Annotated in this window: 20 protein-coding genes, 1 tRNA gene and 2 pseudogenes (1 of these 23 only partly in view); 17 read left to right on the top strand and 6 right to left on the bottom strand. The window is 41.6% G+C overall.

Translation table 11 applies throughout. The annotated features are described in order from the left end of the window. Positions 1-279, bottom strand: coding sequence for a hypothetical protein (locus NLX74_RS20535; protein WP_254329818.1), 279 nt, complete (start codon positions 277-279; stop codon positions 1-3). A 353-nt stretch (positions 280-632) separates the two neighbouring features. On the opposite strand from NLX74_RS20535, the gene NLX74_RS20530 reads away from it, so the two are divergent. From NLX74_RS20530 to NLX74_RS20520, 3 genes are all read left to right on the top strand, one after another. Beyond that, positions 633-815, top strand: a complete 183-nt coding sequence (locus tag NLX74_RS20530; protein WP_254329817.1) for a hypothetical protein — start codon at positions 633-635, stop codon at positions 813-815. 52 nt (positions 816-867) lie between these two features. Then, a complete protein-coding gene (locus NLX74_RS20525; RefSeq protein WP_023989398.1) occupies positions 868-1,194 on the top strand; it encodes a YnfA family protein in 327 nt (108 codons plus the stop codon). 95 nt (positions 1,195-1,289) lie between these two features. Further along, complete coding sequence (locus NLX74_RS20520; protein ID WP_165149143.1) at positions 1,290-1,442, top strand: hypothetical protein; 153 nt, start codon at positions 1,290-1,292, stop codon at positions 1,440-1,442. 77 nt (positions 1,443-1,519) lie between these two features. On the opposite strand, the gene NLX74_RS20515 is transcribed toward NLX74_RS20520, so the two are convergent. Then, a complete protein-coding gene (locus tag NLX74_RS20515; RefSeq protein ID WP_023989396.1) occupies positions 1,520-1,708 on the bottom strand; it encodes a hypothetical protein in 189 nt (62 codons plus the stop codon). Positions 1,709-1,838: 130 nt separating this feature from the next. After that, a complete protein-coding gene (locus NLX74_RS20510; RefSeq protein ID WP_013311032.1) occupies positions 1,839-1,997 on the bottom strand; it encodes a hypothetical protein in 159 nt (52 codons plus the stop codon). A 247-nt stretch (positions 1,998-2,244) separates the two neighbouring features. Here NLX74_RS20510 and NLX74_RS20505 point away from each other — a divergent pair. From NLX74_RS20505 to NLX74_RS20495, 3 genes and pseudogenes are all read left to right on the top strand, one after another. Continuing rightward, positions 2,245-2,330, top strand: a tRNA-Leu gene (locus NLX74_RS20505). Between the two features lie 264 nt (positions 2,331-2,594). Further along, positions 2,595-2,738: pseudogene (locus NLX74_RS20500) on the top strand (NucA/NucB deoxyribonuclease domain-containing protein); the annotation flags it as partial. A 171-nt stretch (positions 2,739-2,909) separates the two neighbouring features. Then, positions 2,910-3,713 (top strand): discoidin domain-containing protein, encoded by an 804-nt coding sequence (locus NLX74_RS20495; protein WP_254329816.1) that lies wholly within the window; start codon positions 2,910-2,912, stop codon positions 3,711-3,713. A 125-nt stretch (positions 3,714-3,838) separates the two neighbouring features. Here NLX74_RS20495 and NLX74_RS20490 read toward each other — a convergent pair whose 3' ends face one another. Next, on the bottom strand, positions 3,839-4,639 hold the full coding sequence (locus NLX74_RS20490) for a bacterial surface protein (protein ID WP_254329815.1): 801 nt from the start codon (positions 4,637-4,639) through the stop codon (positions 3,839-3,841). Positions 4,640-4,799: 160 nt separating this feature from the next. Here NLX74_RS20490 and NLX74_RS20485 point away from each other — a divergent pair, with 160 nt between their 5' ends. Beyond that, a complete protein-coding gene (locus NLX74_RS20485; protein ID WP_254329814.1) occupies positions 4,800-5,855 on the top strand; it encodes a fibronectin type III domain-containing protein in 1,056 nt (351 codons plus the stop codon). A 921-nt stretch (positions 5,856-6,776) separates the two neighbouring features. Here the strand turns inward: NLX74_RS20485 and NLX74_RS20480 are convergent. After that, entirely contained in the window at positions 6,777-7,376 is a 600-nt protein-coding gene (locus NLX74_RS20480; protein WP_254329813.1) for a YgdI/YgdR family lipoprotein, read from the bottom strand. Positions 7,377-7,526: 150 nt separating this feature from the next. On the opposite strand from NLX74_RS20480, the pseudogene NLX74_RS20475 reads away from it, so the two are divergent. Continuing rightward, positions 7,527-7,866: pseudogene (locus NLX74_RS20475) on the top strand (YolD-like family protein). Between the two features lie 459 nt (positions 7,867-8,325). On the opposite strand, the gene cysK reads toward NLX74_RS20475, so the two are convergent. Then, positions 8,326-9,267 carry a cysteine synthase A gene (gene cysK / locus NLX74_RS20470; protein WP_254329812.1) on the bottom strand — a complete coding sequence of 314 codons (942 nt, stop codon included), beginning with the start codon at positions 9,265-9,267 and terminating at the stop codon, positions 8,326-8,328. A gap of 806 nt (positions 9,268-10,073) precedes the next feature. On the opposite strand from cysK, the gene NLX74_RS20465 reads away from it, so the two are divergent. From NLX74_RS20465 to NLX74_RS20425, 9 genes are all read left to right on the top strand, one after another. Next, the gene (locus NLX74_RS20465) at positions 10,074-10,709 is read left to right on the top strand and encodes an MBL fold metallo-hydrolase (RefSeq protein ID WP_254329811.1); all 636 of its coding nucleotides are present in this window, start codon (positions 10,074-10,076) and stop codon (positions 10,707-10,709) included. A 495-nt stretch (positions 10,710-11,204) separates the two neighbouring features. Next, on the top strand, positions 11,205-11,726 hold the full coding sequence (gene loaP, locus NLX74_RS20460) for an antiterminator LoaP (RefSeq protein WP_254329810.1): 522 nt from the start codon (positions 11,205-11,207) through the stop codon (positions 11,724-11,726). A gap of 165 nt (positions 11,727-11,891) precedes the next feature. Continuing rightward, on the top strand, positions 11,892-12,620 hold the full coding sequence (locus NLX74_RS20455) for a 4'-phosphopantetheinyl transferase family protein (RefSeq protein WP_254329809.1): 729 nt from the start codon (positions 11,892-11,894) through the stop codon (positions 12,618-12,620). 48 nt (positions 12,621-12,668) lie between these two features. After that, positions 12,669-12,908 carry an acyl carrier protein gene (locus tag NLX74_RS20450; RefSeq protein ID WP_165178358.1) on the top strand — a complete coding sequence of 80 codons (240 nt, stop codon included), beginning with the start codon at positions 12,669-12,671 and terminating at the stop codon, positions 12,906-12,908. Continuing rightward, positions 12,905-14,143, top strand: a complete 1,239-nt coding sequence (locus NLX74_RS20445; RefSeq protein ID WP_254329808.1) for a beta-ketoacyl synthase N-terminal-like domain-containing protein — start codon at positions 12,905-12,907, stop codon at positions 14,141-14,143. Before NLX74_RS20450 ends, NLX74_RS20445 begins: the two co-directional genes overlap by 4 nt. 15 nt (positions 14,144-14,158) lie before the next feature. Next, the gene (locus NLX74_RS20440; protein ID WP_069289930.1) at positions 14,159-15,421 is read left to right on the top strand and encodes a hydroxymethylglutaryl-CoA synthase family protein; all 1,263 of its coding nucleotides are present in this window, start codon (positions 14,159-14,161) and stop codon (positions 15,419-15,421) included. Further along, positions 15,418-16,179, top strand: a complete 762-nt coding sequence (locus NLX74_RS20435) for an enoyl-CoA hydratase/isomerase (protein ID WP_254329807.1) — start codon at positions 15,418-15,420, stop codon at positions 16,177-16,179. Before NLX74_RS20440 ends, NLX74_RS20435 begins: the two co-directional genes overlap by 4 nt. Positions 16,180-16,224: 45 nt before the next feature. Continuing rightward, positions 16,225-16,974, top strand: a complete 750-nt coding sequence (locus NLX74_RS20430) for a polyketide synthase (protein WP_013310979.1) — start codon at positions 16,225-16,227, stop codon at positions 16,972-16,974. Between the two features lie 221 nt (positions 16,975-17,195). Further along, on the top strand, positions 17,196-25,628 hold the 5' portion of the coding sequence (locus NLX74_RS20425) for a hybrid non-ribosomal peptide synthetase/type I polyketide synthase (RefSeq protein ID WP_254329806.1). The gene runs 2,709 nt beyond the window's last position; 8,433 of the gene's 11,142 nt are visible here — the first part of the coding sequence; the start codon lies at positions 17,196-17,198; its stop codon lies off the right edge, out of view.

The following is a 25,628-nucleotide window of genomic DNA, read 5'->3' as shown; positions in this document are numbered from 1 at the left end:
TTAGTATTTTTCTTTTTGCTTTCTAAGCTGTATATAGGCGCTAATAATAATCACCAGCAGACTAATCGTGGCCCATCCATTGAATTCCTGTGAGTGTATCCAGTTGTCCCATATAAGGAAGCCTAAAATTACAACGAGCAAACCCATTGCAAGATACATTTTGGTTTGTGCTGGACGTTGGGTGCATTTTGAAATCCAATGTATGATGCCGAAAACGATGGCTGCCTGAAATAAAAATATGCCCATTATCATTAAACTTGCTATAAAGATTGGGGACATAGGTATCCTCCTCCTGGGTTTACAAACAGAATATGCAGGTTGTAACCGGGATGTGGATTATTGGATGTAAATTTAATTGCAATTGGAATAAACAGTTGAGCGCTGGTTACGATCTTGAACATGTTGACTAAATTATACCATAACTACCGTCCTGCAATGAAAGACGTCTAAATACCCACTCTACCTTGATTCGACATCATACTTTATATTCAGCGAAATATTGACATATGGATATGCACTTCACATATATGAAGATGCAATCAGAAATATGTGGTAAGTATATGCATAAAAGCACCGCGAAATCGACGGAAAAGTTTGGTAAGATTAAAGTAGATTGAAAAGGAGGTACTCTTATGAATGAAGAAAACAGACCATTCTCTAGATCAGCAGATGCTGAAGGAGCCAAAGCGAACTTTGATGCCAATCAGCGGAAGCTTCACTCCGAGGGAGCGCCTAGCTTATGGCGTCAGGTCAGCAACCTGCTGATTCTAGTTGGCGTGATTGCATTGATTATCATTTTAGCTCGAGTGCTCTAATTGAGATATCCAAAAAAACGAAAAGAATTTGAAGAATTAGGGATGTGAAATGGTGTTAAAGGCAGCTTTACTTTTTATATTGGCTGGCATCGCTGAAATTGGAGGAGGATATTTGATTTGGCAGTGGCTGCGGGAAGGGAAGACATGGTATGTCGGACTTTGCGGCGGAGTAATTTTGGCTGTGTATGGAATCATCGCTACCTTTCAGGTTTTTTCCTCCTTTGGGCGTGTATATGCAGCATACGGAGGTGTCTTTATTGTTCTTTCCATCGCATGGGGCTGGTGGATTGATAAAAAGACACCCGACTTGTACGATTTCATTGGTGGATTGATTTGTTTGGTCGGTATAGCTGTAATCCTGTTTCCGCGATCAGGGTGATAGGACGAAAAACCCTTTTTTATTTTCGAAAACATGACTATAGGTCTAAAAAAATAAGCTTCATATTCCGAAATAGAACTTAAGGAGGGGGTTCTATGAACTGGAATCAAATGAAGCTTAGATTGAAATTTGGCAGTACTATGCCGAAGAATGAAGGTAATTTCTCTTTTGGTATCATGTGTGGACTCTTAATCAGCATCGTGCTGTGGATCTCGATCATTGGCTGGATTATGCTGATCTTTAAGTGATTTTACGAAATCACTGTACATATCAAAACAAATAAAATTAAGGGTTGCTCACAAACCCGTGTCCTATTACCCATGCTTTATTTTGTGAAATCGTTACGTAACTTGTCTATCCCGCGACCTATGGCTTCATCAATCATATCGGTAGCAGCAGGTGTATCTGCATCGGTGTCAGGAATGCGATTAAATCCTGGCTCGCGCTTGTCGAGGGATTGTTTATGTTCGATTTGATCGTCAGTACGATTTTTTTCAGAGTTATTATCTCTCATAGCACATCACAGCTCCTTTTATTAGGTACATTCAGCTTCTATACTTTACATAAACGCTTGTGCTCCAGACTAAACGTTGATAAAAATAAAACCGGGAGGGACTAAATCCCACCCGGCACTTCCCAAACAACTAGCGATGCTCAATCAGATCAATCGCTCCCAGAACAACATGAGCCAGTCCGAAACCGAGAATGCCTGTAGCTGCAAGTTTGTACTTACTGCTCAGCAACACAGCGCCTGAAGCCGATACTACCGTTCCAAGAACAGCTGGAATCATACCTTCACGCATTCGTAACACCCCTTCTGGTAGTTTGGAAAGACGTTTATTAGTGTAATTCAAAAGTGCACAAGTTATACAAAAAGAGAAATTTATTATTTTTTTTAAAAAACACTTTACAATTCGATAAAATTATCGTATTATATGTTGGTGCCCAATTGAACGACATTTACATAACGAGAACACTTCTTAATCAGATGCATGTTTCTCAGATACTTGTAAGACAAGTAAGTGTAAAGATTAGCGTTCCTAAATTTATGCCGGGGTGGCGGAATTGGCAGACGCACAGGACTTAAAATCCTGCGGTAGGTGACTACCGTACCGGTTCGATCCCGGTCCTCGGCACTATGGTTTTTCTCTTGAATCCCTTGATTATCAAGGGATTTTTTATTTTTTAGTGATTGAAATCATGACTTCCATATCACAGGGAGCGAGTGCCTTTTTCGCTCTTGGGGACGGATTGGGGACGAACTTTTGGATCGAAGACATCGAGGTGTGCTGTTGTTTTACGACTAAGCTTCTTGGTGACGTGAGCATAGGTGTCTGAAGTCACTTGAGATGTGGAATGTCGCAATCGATGCTGAATCTCCTTGATAGGATGCTCCCTAGCCAATGGCAATGTGGGCTGGAGGCGGTGTAGGTGTCGATATCCGATACATAACTCCTAGTGATAACCGGGGAGCAGGATCATGGATAAGTCATCAACTAGATAAGTATGCTGATGGAACAAAAGTGAGATTTATCGTGAAATAAAAGCGAAGACTCAACCAGTATAATAGCTGGTATGAGTCCTTTTTTATATCCAATAAAAAATAAATATGCAAATATTTAGATTATATTTATAGATCAGCAAGTTTATGTTTAGACACAATTACTCAATTAAATTATTCTTAGTTCTATTAAACATATTGGAGGATTACCTTAATGAAAAAAGCATGTATAACAATTTTATTTTTAGTTCTTTTATCTCTTCCCGTATCGAATGCTTTTGCAGCCGAGACAGAATATTCAGAAAATTTAATTCCAAAATTGACATCTAATAATTTGCCATCTGGAGTGGCAAGTGCGAGTAACGAATTTTCATACGCATATAGATCTTTTGACGGGGATTTTGCTGCTATCTCTAGTGCTTGGGGATCAAATGAAAATACTGCATGGTTAAGATATGACTTCCCTAAACCTGAAGTTATTGAGCAATACGTTATATATCCACAGACAACGGCAACCGACCGAGCTCCTAAAGGTTGGACTTTTGAAGGCTCGAATGATGGGGATACTTGGAACGTGCTGGACACTCAGTCCAATATCACTGAATGGGTAGATAGTACTCCCAAAAAATTTACTTTCTCTAATTCTAATTCATACAAGGATTATAGAATTAATATTACAGCAAACAATGGGAGTCAGTATCTAGCTCTTAGCGAATTAGAGATGGTGTCTAAAGTATCGAGTTCCACTCCTAATCCAGGAACAGAGGAACCAACTCCAAACGGGGATCGTGCAGTTCTGGTAGTCACCATGACAACAGGTTTGGAGAAAGAATTCGATTTGAGCATGAAAGAAGTCAATGACTTTATCACATGGTACGAAAGCAAGCAGGCTGGATCTGGATCGGCTTCATATGCCATCAATAAACACGATAACAATAAAGGTCCATTCAGCAGCCGTAAGGATTACATGTTGTATGATCGTATCCTCACATTTGAAGTAAGTGAATATTCTAAATAAAATTAAAAATCTCTGCTAACCTTAATTGGTCGGCAGAGATTTTTTCGTTGGTCAGTTTGAATTTAGAGTAGATGTGAAAAAGGACTCCGTTGGTATGTAACCAGTATGGAGTCCTTTGTTGTTTATTATTTAGTTGAATACTCGCTTACCTCAAACGTGAGTATTTTGTTGAATATTACATAGTAATTGCGACTGCTAAAAGGACCTATGTTATTCTTATGTTTATTGATTGCATAGGAAGCCGTACCTGAACCCGCTTGTTTAGCCTCATACCAGGCAATAAAATCGTTAACTTCTTTCATACTCAGGTCAAACTCTTTTTCAAGACCAGTATCCATAGTGATAACTAAAATAGCTCGGCCTATATCTTTAGGTGTATCTTGATCAGGATTAGTTTCAGTTCCTGGATCAGGTGCTGGAGATGTATTTTTTGTATCTGGGTTATAAGTTTTTAATACCCCATCAATATCAAATGCATCCATTCCAATAGCACCATTAGTTTTAATTATTAATGTGTGTTCTCCTTGTGGCAAGCCCGTTTTCTCAAACGAAATAGCTTGAAAAGCACTTTTTTTATTGTACTGTGTATAAGGATATTCGACTCCATCAAGTGTCAGGGTATAATTTTGAGTTTTCCAAATAGATACGGTAGTAATGAGTCTTATTTTTGTTCCTGTGAAATTAAATTTAATGAACTTTTCATTGTTGTCATTAGTCAATGTTTCAGAGCCATTATAAAAGGTCCCGTTTGTAGATGTAAACCATCCATTGCCTTCATATTGAATATGGGAGTCAGTGTCATCATAGCGATTCCACCCTTCTTCTGGGGAGGTAAGGGAATCACCTACTGTTGCGGCATAAACTCCTTGATTAAAACCGAATAAAAGAATTAAAGATAATAAAAACAGAGTTGATAGTTTTATCATATATATATTCCCCTTTTGTGATATTTGTTTTATCAGAATATAAAAATAAAAGAGGAATGTCTAAACATTAATGTCTATATATTCAATTTTATGTTTAGACAAGTTCTGAGTAATATATTACTTTAGTATCTGTTCAACAGATTACTTAGGGGGAAATTTTGTGAATATGAAATTTATAAAAAAAATTGGTGTTTTATTCGGAGTTTTTTTTTTTTTATTTACAACAGGCATATTTTTGAATTCGAATTTATATGCGGCGTCTATCGGACAAGGGCTTACTGAACCAGAAGTAGGATGGAAACGTTATAATGAGACAGCAACAGCAATTAAATATAATGGTAATTGGTTAGCTTATTCGACGAGTAACTCGTATTATGGTGGTACTCATAAAGTTACCAGTGGTATTGGAGATTCAGTAGAGTTTAAATTTTATGGAAACAAGATGAGATTAATAGGAATTCTTTACATTGGAGCATCTAAAAACATAGAGGTCTCCATAGACGGCGTCAAAGAACAAATATCTATGTATAGAGATGGAGTATCATATCAAACATTGAACTTTGAGAAAACAGGATTAACTGATTCTGTTCACCATGTAATTATAACGAATAAGGAAGCCAAAGAATTTTATGTCGATGCAATTGACATTAATGAAGATGGAAGGTTGATAGGCCAGAACGTTCCTATAAATTTAGAGGCTATGGGCGGAGATAGCCAGGTTAAATTGAATTGGGATTTGGTGAATGATGCGGAAAGCTATACAGTCAAATATGGGACGGAACCAGGCAAGTACACCGAAACGGCAACAGCTTCAAAAGACGCATATGGAAATTTCGTCATTCCAGGTCTGACCAACGGAACAAAATATTACTTTGTTGTGAGTGCTAAGATTAATGGCGTTGATTCTGAATACTCCAATGAAGCATCTGCCACTCCAGAAGGAGGAGGAGACGGTCAAACTGATCCTGAGCAACCTTCAGGTAATCGCGCAATCCTGATAGTTACTATGACAACTGGCTTAGAGAAGGAATTTGATTTGAGTATAAAAGAGGTCAATGACTTTATTGCATGGTACGAAGGCAAACAGGCTGGTTCTGGATCAGCATCCTATGTAATCAATAAACATGACAATAATAAAGGCCCATTCAGTAGCCGTAAAGACTACATGCTGTATGATCGTATTCTAACGTTTGAAGTAAGTGAATACTCTAAATAAAAGCAAATCCCCGCTAACCTTTAATTGGTCAGTGGGGATTTACATTTTTATCTCTTCTTAGCCCGATACCATGATATAACTGCTGTAATAAAACTTTGTTTCGAATCACTTTAATTAATGCTTTACTCTATTCATATGTTATCATATCTGTTTACACAGATGATGAAGTCCCCTTATTTTCGTTATTTTTAACTTTTCTTGTTTTCTTAGTTCTCCGTCTAAGAATGACAAACATATAAACTGTAGCAATCAACAATGACTTTATATAGAAAATGTCATGTAATTGTTGAGAGTAGAAAGCTAGAACAGCAATAAACATAAGGACGGAAACAATTATTTGTACTGCAGGATGATAAACAAACTTTATAAATTTACTATGTTCATTACTTTTTTGAAGATCGGTTACTAAATATACTACGAAAATAGGAGTAGTAAATAAAACTCTTTTAATTATATCTACTATTGTTTGTGAATTAACTGTAGTAAATATAAGATACGACAAAGTAAGTACAATAAAAGTAATAAAAGAAGTATTGGAATTACTTAATTTTAAAAATCCTACCAACCATCGCACTAATACCTTGAAAGGATAAACAATTAGAAGCGAAAAAATCCAAGTAAGTAAATTCCAAAAAATGTCTGATGTAACGATCATATATAATCTCCAATAAATCCGCATCGGCTACGGTATTTGCTTTTTCATCTGTAATGTATGTATCGGTATTTTCCGCCATTTCCTTTACAGCAGACATACGAGCTGGATTGCTGTCAAAGAAGGACAACTAAATTTATGGGCTGATAAGTCTAATTGCGAGATATTGTCATAATAGAGGACTGGAGTGCGGACAGAGTAGACCTATGAGCGATGCGAATAAGTATTTCACAGAATATTAAACCCCCGGATTGCTTCGGGGTTGTTTTTTATCTGATCGTATATTCGTAAACTTTATCCTGAATCTTTATCTCTGCTTTTAATGGCTTATCACTTTTAGCCACCTCATTGGGGATCTCTGAAAGATAGTACAGTGTTCCCGTTTTAAGTGGGTCTACGCTAGTTATGTTGGTGTAAGTAAAGTCTTCACCACCACGTTCCTCAATAGTACTGAATGTATCATAATCATATTTGTTATCAAATTTTAGGTTTACTTCCGCTATTTTATCCGCTTTAATACCTTCTGCCCCAAGATTTTTGGCTTTAATGATTAGAGCAAAGAAGGTGGAGTCTGTTTCTTTGGATTCGTATAGTGTGTGGAAGTCTCCCGGTTTAGAGGGTTCGATTTTTTTCGAAATCTTATTTCCCGTTACTGTTATATCAGCGAAATCTTGTATTGTAACTGTCTCGCCCTTTTTAATAGGTGTAACCGTATCTTCTTGCTTTTGTTCCACTGGTGCTGCTGGTGCGGCAGTATTCGTTGGCGTAGTAGCTGGTTTAGTGTCATTTGTTGTGGCAGTTTGTTTAGGCGAGCAAGCTGCAAGCGTTAGAAACGCGGCAGCCACCAATATACCTGTTACAATTTTCATATTATCCCCCTGATTTTGTATTTTCGTATAGTCTATCAGACCTAGGAATATTTTTCTAGGACAAAAGTTTTGGATTCGGCATACAAAAAGCCTTTCTAGAACGTATGTTCGGAATATGATTTCTACATAACACATCAGGAGGCTGTATACATGGGAAAGAAACTTGAGGGCAGTGGATTATGGGAAAGAAGTCGGATAATCATCCCTGAACATAAGGAAGCATGCCTGAAGCTTATGAAGGATCACCGACGGCGTGATAAGCATGGATGGACTGGATGATCAAGAAGTGCAGCTAATTGAGCAGGCGCTCATAGTCTCTTACAACACACGTCAACCTATATCGATAGTGGTTTTTAGCCCGTTCGATGACGAAGAACTCACAGGTGTAATCATGTCTATAAATACTGCTCGCAGGGAGGTAAAACTGTTTCGTGATGAGGATGATTTTAGCTGGATTAAGTTGGAGGATATTATTTCAGCAAGTATCTAGCAAAAATCTAAGGGGAGTAAATATTCTACTGACGTTATCCAACAAACAAGAAATATTTTCAACCGCCTTACCTACGACATTTCAAGTCGAAGTCTTTCTAGGAGCATTTGACGCTAGTGTTTTAGCTGATTAACTAAAAAAGCAGATCCTCATATCGTAATCGAAGACTTCCTGATGATGATGCGTTACACCCGCATCAAGTTAAAGAAAGAGGCTTACAGAGTGGTACAAGACTATTACGGAGAAGCTCACTTTTACAGAAAAAGCCTGATGAGCTACAACGACATCGCGCTGGGCCAAGGTAACTTTTTCTTCGCTAGCGGTCCATTCGTTGTGCGAAAAATGGACCGCTAGCGAAGAAAAGCATCAATTTAAGTTAATGAAATAATTCTATAGGTTCTTGCTTATCGTGGCAGGAAAATTAACAAAAGAGGCAGGGGGATCCCTGCCTTCGGCGTTTTATAATCCTACGTCTGTGAAAAGCGGAGTGGACAAATAACGCTCACCTGTATCAGGTAATATGACCACGATCATCTTGCCTTTGTTTTCTGGAAGTTTCGCAATTTGTGTTGCTGCATAAACCGCAGCCCCAGAAGAAATACCAACAAGTAGCCCTTCTGTTTGGGCAAGCAGGCGTGCAGTTTCAAACGCATCTTCGTTTTTAACTTTGAAAACCTCATCCACATATTCCTCATTAAAGTTATTTGGAATGAAACCAGCACCGAGTCCTTGTAGTTGATGTGAACCTGGAGTACCGCCAGACAGCACTGGTGAATCGAACGGTTCGACGGCTATCACTTTTACAGAAGGTTTTCGTTCCTTCAATACTTGGCCAACGCCCGAAATAGTTCCACCTGTACCTACTCCCGCGATAAAAATATCTACACCGCCGTCTGTATCCTGCCAGATTTCCTCCGCTGTAGTTTTGCGATGAATTTCTGGATTGGCAGGATTGCTAAATTGCTGTGGTATGAAAGAGTTTGGTATTTCGGCAGCCAAGAGCTCAGCACGCTTGATAGCGCCTCTCATCCCCTCGGATCCCGATGTTAACACAAGCTCAGCACCGAACGCAGTCAAAAGCTTACGACGTTCGATACTAAACGTTTCAGGAAGTGTAATTATAAGTTTATATCCAAGAGACGCAGCTGCAAATGCAAGTCCGATTCCAGTATTTCCACTTGTCGGCTCGATAATAACGGAGTCTTTATTGATTAAGCCCTTCTCCTCAGCGTCTTTAATCATAGCATATCCAATGCGGTCCTTAACGCTACCAGCCGGATTAAAATATTCCAACTTTGCTACCACGTTTGCCTCAATATTTTGGATTTGGCTGTAGTTCAACAGTGCTAACAAAGGAGTGTTTCCAATTAACTCTGTCAACTTTTGGTGAATTTTAGTCAAAATTATCCCTCCAAACAATTAATTCATATCTACTTACTATGACATAGATATTATCACGAATTTTTCTTCATAACCATGTCCTGTTAATTCATAGTGCGGAGCGGGAACGGATGGAGACAGTCTAAGCCTAAAGTTACTACTCATAAAAAAGTAGTTCAAGCTTATTCAGAACCAAGAGAGTCATTAAGAATGTATACCGTGTATCATTTTTTAATTTCGGAATAATTATCACGGTTCATAATAGCTTTTTTCCAGGATGCGTTGGAGGATAGAAATTAGATTACAGTGTAATAAACGATAGTGGCATGAGGTAAGACAACACATACGGCAAAAGATACTACCCGCTAACCTAGTGGTCGGCGGATAATGATTTTGCATTGTAGAAGGCAAAAAGAGCAGTGAAGGGGATAACCCTCCTGCTCTTTTTGTTGGGGACAAATTGGGGACAGACTGTAGTATTTTGTGTAGAATACAGTCCAAATGAGAACATATACGAACACACAAAAGCCTTGAGGATGCTGGATTTTAGAACTGTATGCCAGTACAGTATATTGAAAACTCATGTTTTTTGGCAAGATTAAGCGATCTTGTAACAGAGAGTCGGAGCCTTTCTATTGCATCAATGGTTATAATCGTAGGTACCACGAAATGGGGGCTTTATAATTGAGTGTAAATTATCTCCAAAAATGAAGAGGTATAAATCCTTCAAACAGAATGTTGTTGTTTTTAATTAATCATTGGGAAGGTGGTTCAGTGAAGCTGATATGAATCTGACTTATCATATGGAACAGTTAAGAGTTTGTTTTATGAATTTCATTAACTATGTATATTTCGTAATGGATGAGAAAACAAGAGACATAGCTATTGTTGACCCATCATGGGATTTATTGAATGTAGAATCCTATCTTCAACAATTGAATGGCGATCTCAAAGCGATACTATTAACTCACTCACATTGGGATCATATTAATTTGGTAAATCCACTCCTGGAAAAATATAACCCGCAAGTATTCATGTCAATAAACGAAATCGATTTTTATAATTTTAGATGTAGAAATTTACATTCAATTAAAGACAAGGATTCAATCCAGGTTGGTGAAACGGAAATCAAAAGTCTTTTGACCCCCGGACATACCGTGGGAAGTGTATGCTACCTGTTGTCAGATCGCTTATTTACTGGGGATACAATTTTCATTGAAGGTTGTGGCTTTTGTGACCCAAATGGAGGAGATCCGGTAGAATTATATAATAGCGTTCAAAAAATAAAGCGAGAAATTGATGACTCTATTCAAATTTATCCTGCTCATTCATTTGGTAAAGCGCCTGGTTTTACACTCAATCACCTCATGGATGAAAATATTTATTTTCAATTTACGAGTAAGGAATCTTTTATTAAATTTAGAATGCGTCCGAACCAAAAGGGACTGTTTGATTTCAAATGAGTCTGTAATGTGGTCCAGTTCTAATGGTGAGAGAAAATCTTGAATATAAAAAATAGTACATAACGATCTATCGCTTGTGTATGCCTCAGATGACTCAAGTTCACTAGTATAAAACACCCAGATCAGTTTTTTTATGAGCCGCTAGAAACATAAAAGCTGTACTCGAAAGATAATAATGACCTCAAATTGAGCCATTTTCAGAAAGGTTTGCGAATCCAATGATGAACCTGACCGTTCCCAATCAACTGTGAATTGACAGGGTTTGAGTAGAGGATTATAATGGAAAAACATTATTCCAATTATATGATTATATGAAAAATAAAGGAACTTGTCTGTGGTTAATCGCTGGCGGGTCACGTTAACCATTAATGAGGGATATATCGTGAGAGATTGTAGCTTATCAAGTAGGATAAGTGAAAGGGCGAAGCTATGTATATGGGTAGTAGACATTATAGAAGATGATTTGGCAGTACGTTTTTATAGGAGATGAGTTAAGTGAGCTGGTACGTGTTTTTTGTGCGAACGGGTAGGGAAGAACAGGTCAAGCAGCTTATTAATGAGTGGATGGATTCTGAAGTCTACAAACCCTTTATACCTCTCCAAGAGAGACTTTTTAAAGTAGCAGGAATAGTAAAGAAAGAATGGGCTCCTTTGTTCCCAAGCTATGTATTTATTGAGTCGAATTTACCTGACTTGCAGTTCGTAACCAGTACAAATTCAATGATTTGCACTTCTAGTGATATCATTCGTTTATTGAGATACTCGAAGTTTGAAGCTTCAATGAGAGATTCGGAGAAACAAATGTTAGAGAGTCTATGCAATGATAGCTATTGTATAGAATCATCAACTGGAATTATTGAAGGAGACAATATACGTATCCTAGATGGCCCACTCAAAGGAAGGGGGAGTATAGTTAAGAAAATAGATAGACATAAACGACAAGCGGTCATTCAGTTGGAATTTATGGGTGATATTAGGTTAGTAAGAGTAGCTTTGGAAATTATAAGTAAGGTTTAAAGTGGAGAACTTATGACGAGTTCATACTCCATGAGGAAGCTTTCAGAACCCATAAGGGATTTGAAGGTCTTTTTTGATTTGGACTGCTAAGTTAGTAGTTTACTAGGGGGGATATGCGTAGCCTCGTATGCAGAACAACTAATATTGAAGCGGGAAGATGCCGTGATGAAGGCGGCCGTTAGTTTTGTCCATGTAGATTATAACGCAGACGCTCCCCTTGATCGGGAAGTTTTTCATTCGGATGAGTGTAATTACTTCGAGAGTTTGGTATTCCATCGGCGGAAAACCAACTTTGTGCTTGGCAGGCTAAGTGCGAAACAAGCGGTTTCGGTGCTGTTAAGCGAGCCAAACCTGCGCAACGTAAGTGTGGAGACAGGTGTCTTTGGCCAGCCCATGCTTCGAATCAATGGTGTCCACAGTTACCAGGTGAGCATTGCCCATTGCAACTATATCGGAGCGGCTGTTGTTTTTCCCGAAGCGCATCCCATGGGCATTGATATTGAGAGGATTGATTCTAAGCGAAATAAGACAATTGAAAGCCAACTGACGACGGAAGAAATGGAAAGAATCTCTGTCGTGCGGGGAGTAGGGGAGTATTCAGCTTTATTGACGGTTTTTTGGACAGTGAAGGAGGCCCTGTCGAAAATATTGCGCACAGGTTTTACAACATCGCTGCATGTACTTGAAATGAATGAGACCAGATTGGTGGATGGATACTTCCAAAGTACATTTTCACATTTTCCACAGTATGCTGCCCAGTCTTACCGGTTAGGTGACTATATCTGCACGATTGTAGCACCAAGGAAGACGGAATGGAGTATGAATACTTCTCGGATTTATGAGAAATTCAATGCAAGTTTTCATCGAAATCCGTTTATAGGTCATGCTTATTGAATACCGGGTTGTTGAGTTTTAAATCATTTATCTTTTAGGAGGATACCCATGCATAAGGAAGAAGTATTCGATATTGTTAAACGTTGTATTCGTGAAGTGCTTCCTGAATTACAAGATCACACGTTCGAGTATAGCGATCGGTTGGTGGATTTGGGTGCAGATTCAGTAGACCGGGCCGAAATTGTAAACAAGACAATGGAAACATTATCTCTTAATATTCCGCGTGTCGAATTGTCTGGCGTGAAAAATATAGGGGAATTGACAGATGCACTTTATGCGAAATTATGAAAAATTATGAAAAGTCTGAGTTATTCGTTACGGGGATTGGCGTGACTTCGGCGATTGGGCAGGGGAAGGCTGCTTTTGCCTCGGCGTTGTTCAAAGGGCAGCATGCATTTGGCTTCATGCAGCGCCCTGGCAGAAGAGGCGAAGCTTCATTTATAGGTGCGGAGCTGCCAACCTTGTCTTATCCGAAGGCATTATCCAAACGAATGTTACGTACAGCATCATTTTCGGGGCAGGTAGCCATGGTAACCCTTCAAGAAGCCTGGGATGATGCCCAATTGGATAACGTTGATCCTAGCCGTATTGGACTGGTGGTTGGAGGCTCCAATTTTCAGCAACGGGAGCTATTTCAGACCTATGAGGCCTATCGGGAAAAAATGTGCTTTGTACCGCCGACCTATGGGGTTTCCTTTATGGATACTGATTTGTGCGGACTATGTACCGAACAGTTCGGCATTCAGGGGTTAGCTTATACCGTCGGTGGTGCATCCGCTAGTGGACAAGTCGCAATCATTCAAGCAATTGAGGCAATTCAAGCAGGTCGTGTTGATGTTTGTATTGCAATGGGGGCATTGATGGATATTTCGTATATGGAATGCCAGGCATTGCGGTCCTTGGGAGCGATGGGAAGCGACCGATATGCCGATGAACCTGCAATGGCGTGTCGACCATTTGATCAGTCGCGGGACGGGTTCATCTATGGGGAATCTTGCGGGGTTGTAGTCATAGAACGAGCCGATTCTGCCGTGAGGCGTCGGGAGGAACCTTATGCCAAACTTGCAGGATGGGATATGGGAATGGATCGAAACCGGAATCCCAATCCCTCTTACGAAGGCGAAGCCCGAGTGATTAGAAGAGCTTTGGAGAAAGCAAAGCTGCTACCGGAAGAGATTGATTATATTAATCCCCATGGGACAGGCTCGGTCGTTGGAGACGATATAGAAATAAAGGCATTACAGGATTGTAAATTGTCACATGCCTATATCAATGCAACCAAATCCATTATCGGTCATGGCTTGAGCGCGGCAGGAACGGTTGAAATTGTGGCTACTCTTTTACAAATGAAAGAGTCGAGACTTCACCCTACCCGTAATTTGGAGGAGCCTATCCATTTGGACTGCAATTGGGTGAAGAATGAGTCTGTACCAGCAATTATTCACAATACCATGAATCTGAGCATGGGATTTGGTGGAATCAATACTGCCATTTGTATGCAAAAATGTGAGTCGCGTATTTGAGAGAGGGGGACGATTATGGTTGTCGTGGGAATAGAGGCAATGAACGTTTTTGGTGGCTCTGCCTATCTGGATGTTATGCAATTAGCCCAACACAGGCAATTGGATCCTGCAAGGTTCGAAAATTTATTAATGAAAGAAAAGGCGGTTGCCCTGCCTTATGAAGATCCAGTTACCTTTGGAGTAAATGCGGCAAAACCGCTGGTGGACGCTCTTTCAGAAGCGGAAAAAAACCGAATCGAAATGCTTATCACCTGTACAGAATCAGGTATTGATTTTGGGAAATCAATCAGTACATATATTCACCACTATTTGGGGTTGAATCGGAATTGCAGATTATTTGAGCTCAAGCAAGCCTGCTATTCCGGTACTGCAGGACTCCAAATGGCGGTGAATTTTATTCTTTCTCAGGTCTCGCCAGGAGCAAAAGCGCTTGTAATTGCCAGTGATATTTCACGATTTATTGCTGCTGAAGGCGGGGATGTATTGAGTGAGGATTGGTCTTATGCTGAGCCAAGTGGAGGCGCAGGGGCCGTGGCAATGCTCATTAGTGAAAATCCTCATGTTTTTCAAATCGATGCAGGCGCTAATGGATATTACGGCTATGAGGTGATGGATACTTGCCGGCCGATTCCAGATAGCGAGGCTGGGGATGCAGATTTGTCTTTAATGTCCTATCTGGATTGTTGCGAGCAAGCGTTTTTGGAATATCAAAAACGGGTGAAAGGAGTGGATTATAAAGATACCTTTCAGTATCTTGCCTTTCATACTCCTTTTGGCGGAATGGTAAAAGGGGCGCATCGCACGATGATGCGAAGGTTGACTCAATCCAAACCAAATGAGATTGAGGCAGATTATTTACAACGTGTTAAGCCTGGATTAGCGTATTGCCAACGAGTCGGAAATATTATGGGGGCAACTTTGTACCTCTCCTTGGCAGGTACGATTGATCAAGGTACATTCGATGCTCCAAAGCGAATCGGCTGTTTTTCCTACGGGTCAGGCTGCTGCTCTGAATTTTATAGCGGGGTTGTTATGCCGCAAAGCCAGGAACATCTGCGGCGTTTTGAAATCGAGCGTAATTTGAATGATCGCTATCAGTTATCTATGGATGAATATGAATCCCTGCTAAAAGGCAGTGGCGCCGTACGATTTGGAACCCGCAACGCCAAGCTGGATTTTCAATTGATTCCGGGGGTCATAGCTTCCGGGAAAGGGAGACAGCGGTTGTATTTGGAAGAAATCTATGAATTCCACCGTAAATACAGGTGGGAATCATGAGTTATCAAACGATTCAGGTTCGCTTTCAAGAATCGATTTGTTATATTCGGTTTTACCGACCTGAGGCAAACAATACGATTAATAATACCCTCATCGAGGAGTGCTTGCATGTGCTGGCACTGTGTGAAGAGTCGGTTACGATCGTAGTTTTGGAGGGTCTGCCAGAGGTGTTCTGTTTTGGGGCGGATTTTGAGGGAATGCGTGAAAAAGTGGAAAGTGGACAAGAACATGCAATGAGTCCAGAGTCTATGTATGATCTGTGGTTAAAACTAGCAACTGGGCCTTATATCACGATTTCTCATGTGCGAGGAAAAGCAAACGCTGGTGGCGTCGGATTTATTGCTGCCAGCGATATTGTGATAGCTGACGAGACGGCACAGTTCAGCTTGTCAGAATTGCTATTCGGACTTTTTCCTGCTTGCGTTCTACCTTTTTTAGTCCGCAGGATTGGATTCCAAAAAGCGCATTATTTAACACTAATGACGCAGCCCGTTTCGGTTCAACAGGCCCATGTATGGGGATTGGTTGATGCGTACGATGTTCAGAGCGAGATGGTACTACGCAAACATTTATTACGCCTCAGACGATTGACCAAGAAGGGGATCTTACGCTACAAGCGCTTTATGGATGAACTCAACGATTTGCGTCAATGTAAACCACTAGCGTTGGCGTCCAATCAAGAGGTGTTTTCAGATTCTCAAAATCTTAAGGGGATTTTCCGGTACGTTGAAACGGGGCAATTTCCGTGGATGGACTGATGGCGTGCGCTACAAGATGGGGATGCAGGGGGGAAGAAGATCATAATGTCACAATCCGTGGTTGAATTACTTGAAATCGAGCGAGGCATTATTCAAGTGAAAATGCAAGATAGAGTTCATAAAAATACATTTACGCTTGAAATGACCCATGGACTAAGACAAGCGTTCAAGACGATCCAAGAAGATTCAACCTGCAAAGTCGTAATTCTAACAGGATACGATAATTACTTTGCCACGGGTGGGACGCAAGAGGGACTGTTGGCTTTACATGAAGGAATCTCGAAGTTTACCGATGAAAATATTTACTCTCTTGCATTGGGCTGTAAAGTTCCAGTGATAGCTGCCATGCAGGGACATGCGGTGGGCGGTGGCTTTGTAATGGGGCTATTTGCTGATTTTGTAGTCTTAAGCAAGGAAAGTGTGTACACAACTAATTTTATGAGATACGGATTCACACCGGGAATGGGTGCCACGTATATCATTCCTAAAAAACTAGGGTTCAGCTTGGGAGAAGAGTTATTGTTAAATGGGGGCAATTATCGAGGCGTTGAACTGGAGAAACGGGGAGTTCCATTTCCGACCCTGCCCCGCAAAGAAGTGATGGGCTATGTAATGGATCTTGCCCGGCAGCTAGCCGAGAAACCCAGATTTTCTTTAATCACGCTAAAGGATCATTTGGTTGCTCCACTCCGGGAACAGCTTCCCAAAATCGTAGAACAAGAGCTTATCATGCATGAGAAGACCTTTCATCAAGCGGAGGTTAAAGAACGAATTATCAACTTGTTTGGAAAATAACCAAATAAAGACTCCTTGAATGCCTTTGCGGTTGTTCATGCGAACCAGCAACGAGTGTGAAAGAAGCATATAGCCTTCCTCATCACTCGTTTTTTCTTTGATATATTTTAGCAGGCAACTCCCGGCAATGCTTCAAACGTGAATAATAGCTCAAAATGGACAGGGTGATAAGCCTTTAGCTCATGTTATATAAACTTTGTGTTTTGAGGAGTTGGTGGAGAATGATGCGAAAACATGACCAAACATGGAACCTTGATATTCCGATCGCTTCTTTTATTGAAACTTGCCGGAAATTTCCTGAAAGAGAGTTGTTTACGTTTGAGAAAGAAGGCCAGAGTCCTCAAGTTCTTTCCGGAAATACGCTTCTACATCAAATACAGGCTTTGGGCAGTATCCTTTTGAAAGAACTGGCTGAGCAGGAACGGGCACTTCTTGTATTTCCTCAGGGTCTGGAATATATCAGCAGCATGCTGGCATGTTTTTATGCAAATATCGTGGTCATACCTACACCTATTACAGATTCGGAGCCGGATGAAAAAATCTTTGAGAAGATGATGCCTATTTATAGGGATTCCCAAGCCGTATGTATCATAACTAATACGGACTTCAAAGCATTTCTCCAAACACGGGAGGAGTTTAATTCAATCCGTATCCTGAATATTGATGAAATCTTTCAAGAAGACGCCGTTGACGTTGACATAGAAATGAGAATGCCAGCGCCGCAGGATACTGCTCTTTTGATGTATACATCGGGCTCAACATCCTTACCAAAAGGTGTAATCCTTAGTCACAGCTGCTTGATGAATCAGGCCAAGGCTGAGCAATGGAGAATTGACCGGAATAGTCGTGTTGTTTCCTGGACACCGCAATTTCATGCTTTTGGACTGCATAACAATATTTTAGTCCCACTTTTAAACGGGGCATCGAGCATTATTCTCCCGCCAGAAAGCTTCGCTAAAAATCCGGAAAATTGGATTCATATGATTGACAAGTATCAGGCTACCCATACGGCAGCGCCAAATTTTGCGTTCGATTATTGCTGCTCCACACTGGACATCGCTTCAATTAAGCAATATTCACTTCGCCATCTCCAAGCGATTATATGTGCAGGTGAGCCCATTCGGAAGGAAACTTACGAGAACTTCATCCATAAATTCCGGGCATTAGGGCTACGAGAGGATATATTTTGTCCCCTCCTTGGCTTATCGGAGCTGTGCCCCGTCGCCAGTATAAAACCAGGTCAGTCGATGAGATTCCTTAATTTAGATATCCCTAGCTTGGAGCAACGAAGAGTCCAATACACGGATGAGAAGAACAAATCGAAGTCCGTAGTGAGCTGTGGGGAGATTGAAGATCCGACGCAAATACGAATTGTTCATCCTGAAAGACATACACAATGCTTACCGGAGGAAGTCGGCGAGATTTGGATTAAATCCGTACGGATGGCAGAGGGATATTTAAATAGGAAGGAAGAAACGAATAGCACTTTTGAGGTAGCCCTTTCCGATACAAAAGAAGGCGGCTTTTTTCGTTCCGGGGACCTTGGCTTCATTGCGGACAATCATATCTATGTCATCGGCAGAGAGAAGGAAGTCATCATTATTCGCGGCAAAAATCATCATCCCGTCGATATTGAATGGACCATCCAAAAGAATATGCCAGAGTTGACCTTGCCCATTGCTGTATTTTCCTCTGAAATCAATGGTCAGGAAAAAGTAATCGTCGTACAGGAAATTGAAGCGCCCCTTCATGAGCAGGAATATAAACGGTTGGTCGAAAACATACTGAATGCCGTATCCGATACGCATCAACTTGAAATTTACGATATCTATTTGCTGCTTAAGGGAAGTATACCCAAAACGGGAAGTGGGAAAATCCAAAGAAAGATCTGCCGCAATGCTTATATCAAACAAGAGCTTCAAGCACTTTATCAATATCGGAGTGGATTTTCACCATCACATTCGAATATGGAAGAAACCGCTGCAGAAAACCATCACGCTACCATAAATGCCATTTCGTTGGTTCAGTCGAAGATTCAGGAATATATAGTGCAATTTTTGTGTTGGGAACTGAATCTCAAGCACGAAGAAATGAATTTGAATACAAATCTTCATGGTTATGGCATCGATTCTATTCTTGTCATGAAGCTTATACGCGGCCTTGAGAAGTCCTATCCGATCAAGGTTAAAGCAAGAGAAATTTTAGAGAACCCGACGATTCAACTATTATCGGCATATTTAGCCCAAAAGGTTAAAGAAGATAAATCCACTGCACAGGTCAATACTGAGAATAATTCGCTCAGTTTCCGAAGGAATCCGCTTTCTGAAGTTCAGAAAGGGTTGTGGCTATTACATAAAATGTCCCCTGAGATGAATGCTTACAATATACCAATATGCCTCCGGTTTAATACGAAGATTGAGATTGAAAGCATTAAACAAGCTTTTCACATCGTTTTAGAACAGTATCCTATTTTAAAAAGTGTGATTGAAGAGGAAAATGGGATACCTTATCAAAAGCTGCAGCCCACGCAGCCGCTTCATGTGCAAGTGGAGGATATTTCAGCCTTGGAAGCAGATGAGATTATTCCATTTATTAGAAATAAAGAGAAGCAACCATTCATGCTGAAACAGGATCCTTTGATGCGTATTTATGTTATGTCCAGATCTGAACAGGAACATTTCATACTGGTTGTCATCCACCATATTATTTTTGATGGAAGTTCTTTCGGCATGTTTTTACAAAGCTTTTTAGATGCCTATAAGAACGTGGTACAGGGAAAGACATCGACAGTGTTGCCACCCGCAGCGAGCTACGGCGATTTTGTTAAATGGGAGCAAACGATGTTAGCGAGTGCAGAAGGGGAGAAGTATCGTTCCTACTGGACACAACAGCTGTCAGGTGCTTTACCGACCCTGGAGCTGCCATATGACCGCTCTGGTTTTCCGGCTCAAAGCATGGAAGCACAAACATATTCCAAGCCGCTTCCACTTAAATGGGTCAAACGGGTAAAGTCTTTTGCCCAAACGCAATATACGAGCTTGTCTACAGTCTTATTAGGTATGTATACGGTATTGCTTAACCAGTATTCGGGACAGGAAGATATCATTGTTGGAATGCCAGTTATGGTGCGCCCGGAGCAGCGTTTTGACAATTTAATCGGGTATTTTGTCAATATGCTTCCAATCCGGAGTCAGATATCGGAAACAGAGACATTCCTGGATTTCATGAAAAAATTGCAGCTGACAGTAGTCGATGGAATGGATCATGCCTCGTATCCTTTTCCGGCTCTGGTCCGAGAATTGAATGTGCCGCGGATACAGACGAGCTCACCTGTTTTCCAAGCAGCCTTTTCTTATCAAAACTTCCTTCCAACTTCAAGTTTTCAGCAGCTTTGCAAGCCATATAAAGATATCTTTTTCGTCGAATTGGTTGAAGAAATTCACCAGGAAGGCGAATACGAGTTGGTATTGGAAATGCAAGAGCAGGAAGAGGAAATGATATTAAATATCAAATATCGCTCCAATTTGTTCGATCATTCAACCATCATACAGATGGCAGAGCGTTATATAGAATTAGCGGAAGCACTTATAGAGAATCCCACTTGGCCCTTGGAGGAGCATTCGTTACTTTTACCAGAGGAAAAGGACATCATCCTTAATGACTGGAATGCTACCGGAACAAGTTATCCTGATAAGTGCTTCCCTGAATTATTCGCAAAACAGGCAAGAAAAACACCTGAGGCTATTGCAGTTGTATATGAAAAGGAATCGCTTACCTATGGGGAACTAAAAGAAAAGAGCACTTTGCTGGCCTTATATTTGCAGAAACATGGGGTAACTCCTGATACTCTTGTGGGGATTTGCATGGAACGTTCTTTAGATATGGTGATTGGGCTGTTGGGAATCCTGATGGTCGGTGGAGCCTACGTGCCGCTCGATCCGGAATATCCAGAGGACCGATTGGAGTATATGCTTCAGGATTCCAAAGTTTCACTGGTCATTACGCAATCGGGGTTGTTGGAGAAAGTATCACGTTTGGAAGGGAACAACGTTAGCTGTATTGTCCTTGATAAAGATTGGGATCATCTGAAAAGTGATGTGAAGGGTAGAAAGACAATCAAACGGGAAGTGCAACCTCACCATTTGGCATATGTGATATATACCTCTGGAAGTACAGGAAAACCCAAGGGGGTCATGATTCCACATAAAGCGTTGACCAACTTTCTTATTTCTATGGGAGAGCAGCCCGGTTTAACAGAGCAGGACAAACTACTTGCAGTGACAACGTATTGCTTTGATATAGCGGGACTGGAATTATATCTGCCTTTGATTAAGGGGGCTCAATGCTATATTTGCAGCTCCAAAAACATAAAGGATACCGAAAGACTTAAGCGGGAAATTCAAAGAATAAAACCCACAATCATGCAAGCCACTCCTGTGACTTGGACCCTGCTCTTTCAAGCCGGCTGGAAGAACGAAGAGAATATGAAAGTTCTCTGCGGAGGGGAAGCCCTTTCGGAAACGTTGAAATCTTATTTTGTTCATAACAGCTGTGACGCATGGAATATGTTCGGTCCGACTGAAACCACAATTTGGTCTACAATTCAAAAGATCGACGCAGATAAGCCTGTTTCGATCGGTAAGCCTATTGCAAATACCCAGATTTACATTTTGGACAAACATCTTAGACCTGTGCCTGTCGGTCTTCCGGGAGAGCTCTTTATTTCGGGCAGCGGATTGGCCAGAGGTTATTGGAACCAGCCAGAGCTTACGGCTGAAAAGTTCATAGACAACCCATTCAATCCGGAAACCAAGCTCTACAGAACTGGAGATTTATGCAGGTGGCTTTCGGACGGCTCTATTGAGTATGTGGGACGGATGGATTATCAAGTGAAAATTCGCGGGTTTCGGATCGAGCTGAGTGAAGTTGAAGGTCAGGTCAGAACATATCCAGGAATCGATGATTGTGTCGTGATTGCCAAGGAACAGGGGGGGAATAAGCAGCTTGTTGCCTACTGTTTGCTGAACAATTCCGAGTCCGGTAAGCCTTCTCTCGATCCGAAAGAAGTGCGAAACTATTTAAAAACTTTCTTGCCCTATTATATGATACCCGCATTTTTTATAGAGCTAGATAAGCTGCCTTTGACCCCTAATGGAAAAATAGATCGAAAAGAATTAATGAATCGCAGGATCGAGTTAGCAACAACAAGAAAGATCCATTTACCACAATCGGATGTTGAACAGCAAGTTCTAACGGTATGGAAAAAACTTCTGAATGTTGAAGATCTAAGTACAGATGATGCTTTCTTTGACGTAGGTGGGAATTCTTTTTCAGCAGCAGAGATGATCGGAAGGGTCGAGGAATTGTTGGAATGCGATATTTCGGTGACAGCATTGTTCAAGTATCCGACAGTTAAGGAACTCAGTGCCTATATTACAGAAACAAGAAGCGAGAATGTTGATTCTCAAACGGAACAATCACATACACCGGAACAAACAGATACAGCTGAGAATACAGCCTTACCGAAAATGGATTCAGGCGAAGATGACCTCAAGCCACCCTACCCAGATTATTTTGAGGATTGTCTCGCAATTATAGGGATTTCATGTCATTTTCCAGGGGCCAAAAACCATGCCGAGTTTTGGAGCAATTTGAGGGCAGGGGTAGAGAGTGTTCGCTTCTTTTCCGAGGAAGAATTGGTTGGATTAGGGCTGGAAAAAGAAATCGTCGGTAATCGAGGCTATGTTCCCGGACGATGCACAATTGAAGGGAAAGAGTATTTCGACCCTGAGTTTTTCAGTTTATCACAGAAAAATGCAGAGTTTATGGATCCTCAAATGAAATTGCTGTTGCAGCATTCATGGAAAGCCGTTGAGGATGCTGGCTATATTAGCAAAGAAATTCCTGATACCAGTGTGTTTATGTCGGCAAGCAGTAGCTTCTATCAAGCATTTATTCCCAATTTAGCATCGCAATCGCCTAATGTCCTGAAGAACGCGGATGAATATGTAACCTGGATCTTAGCACAGGGTGGGACAATTCCTACCATGATCTCTCATAAATTAGGATTTAAAGGTCCGAGTCTGTTTGTGCATTCGAACTGCTCTTCCTCATTAGTCGGATTGCGTCTGGCTTCGCAAAGCCTGTTATCCGGTGAAGCCAAGTACGCTTTAGTCGGAGCATCCACGATCTTTCCTTTCACCAGTTTAGGCTATGTGCATCAACCCGGCTTGAATTTCTCCAGTGATGGACATATTAAAGCCTTTGACGAGTCGGCAGATGGGATGATTGGCGGAGAAGGGGTCGGGGTTGTTCTACTGAAGAAAGCGACAGATGCCGTTAGAGACGGTGACCATATTTATGCGCTTTTACGGGGAGTAGGTGTGAACAACGATGGAACCGACAAATTAGGGTTTTATGCCCCAAGTGTCAAAGGTCAGGCTGAAGTTATTCAGAAGACGATAGAATCAACCCGAATTCATCCCGAATCTATCAGTTATATCGAGACGCATGGAACCGGAACAAAATTGGGCGATCCTGTTGAATTTGCTGCCTTAAATGAAACGTACAGGCAGTATACGACCAAAAAACAATTTTGCGGTATTGGATCGGTCAAAACCAATATCGGGCATCTGGATACTGCATCAGGTTTGGCGGGGTGCATTAAAGTTGCTTTAAGCCTATACCATAATGAGATTCCTCCTTCGCTTAATTACGAAAAACCAAACTCTGATATCCATTTGCCCGATTCACCCTTTTATGTTGTTGATCGTCTCCAAAAATGGGAGAAGGCGTCGGCTCCTCACCGGGCGGCGTTAAGCTCCTTTGGAATAGGCGGAACTAACGCTCATGCCATATTTGAACAATTTGTAGCCAATGCTGAGTTAGAACGATTTAAAGATCATTCTGTGAACGAAGATGCTATCTATCTGATTCCATTATCTGCAAGGCATCATCATCGGCTTAAAGTGTATGCACAAGAGCTTTTAGATTTTTTGATAGCTTCTGAAGACATTAATTTGTCGGATGTATCCTTTACGCTTCAGACAGGACGAATGGCAATGAAAAACCGGGTAGCTTTTATCGTAAAGAATACGAGCGAGCTGGTACAAAAGCTCCAATGGTTCACGAATGAACAAGCACATATCGAGAACTGCTGGTGGGGAGAAAACAATCAGTCAAAAGATTCAGTGCAATTATTTGAACAGGAAGAAGTTTTCAAGGAATTAATGAGCAAATGGATTGCAAATCGTGAAATGAACAAGCTGGCAGAGTTATGGGCCAAAGGCTTCTATATAGATTGGCGATTGCTATATTCCAATGTCATACCGAAAAGAATAAGTCTACCTACGTATCCTTTTGCACAGGAGCGTTGTTGGGCTCCAGAGGTTGAGGCCAGAGCAGTAGGAACCGAAACAGCGAAAGCGCCAGCGGTTACGAGTAGTCGTACACTGCTATTTGAGCCTACATGGAAAAATCAGGATGTACCGCTGGAAGCCGAAGTCCCTGCCTATGATCGGCGAATGGTCTTACTTTGTGAGCCGGAAGAAGTTTTGCACGAGAAACTCGAAGCGAGCTTGAATGGAGCTGCGCAGGTGCTTGCCTTTCAATCTGGAAGAGGCCGGGTCAATGAGCGGTTCCAGGCCTATGCTGTTCAAGCCTTTGAGAGCATCCAAAGTATGCTCAAAGACAAGCCGAAGGGAAGAGTACTGGTCCAGATTGTGGTGCGGAACTCTGGAGAAGGACGGCTCTTTTCGGGGCTTTCGGGACTGTTGAAGACAGCCCGGCTAGAAAATCCAAAATTCATCGGGCAGCTGATTGAAGTGGATCAGGGAGAACAGGCGGAAGGCATCCTGGCGAAGCTGGAGGATAACAGCCGAAGCCCGATGGATGGCTGGATTCGCTATGAGGAAGGTCAACGGAAAACCGCTTGCTGGAGCAGGCTTGTAACATCTGGGCAAAAAGAGGAGCTTCCATGGAGAGATAGTGGGGTCTATCTGATCACCGGCGGCTCCGGCAGTCTGGGGCTGCTGGTTGCAGAAGAGATTACGCGGCAGACGCAAGCAGCGACCTTCATTTTGACGGGGCGGTCGCCGCTGGACCGAGACAAGCAGACGAAGCTTCAGGAGCTGGAAGCTTCAGGGGCCAGCGTGGTGTACAGGCAAGGCGATATCACCGACAGGAAGACGGTTATCGATTTACTGGACAGCATCGAGCAGGAATATGGACGTGTCCATGGGATTATCCACTGTGCAGGGGTGATTCAAGATAACTTCATCATCAAGAAAACAAGGGAAGAATTTATAGAGGTGCTGGGACCGAAGGTGAGCGGACTAGCCCATCTGGATGAGGCGAGCAGCGGTCAGGACCTAGACTTCTTCGTGATCTTTTCTTCCATATCGGGCAGCCTGGGCAATCCGGGACAGGCTGATTATGCGACCGCCAATGCCTTTATGGACGCATACGCCGAATATCGGAATGCCCTGGTAGGGGCGAAGCAGCGGCGGGGGCAGACGTTATCTATCCGCTGGCCGCTATGGAAAGAGGGCGGGATGCGGATCGATGCGGATTCGGAACAGATCATGACGCAAAACATGGGCATTACAGCCATGCAGACTCGGTCGGGAATGAGGGCGCTGTACCAAAGCTTGGCC

This window comes from Paenibacillus sp. MZ03-122A (genome assembly GCF_024213325.1).
GTDB lineage: Bacteria > Bacillota > Bacilli > Paenibacillales > Paenibacillaceae > Paenibacillus > Paenibacillus polymyxa_B.
Note: the sequence above shows the minus strand (reverse complement) of the source record. Positions and strands in the feature narration are given on the sequence as shown.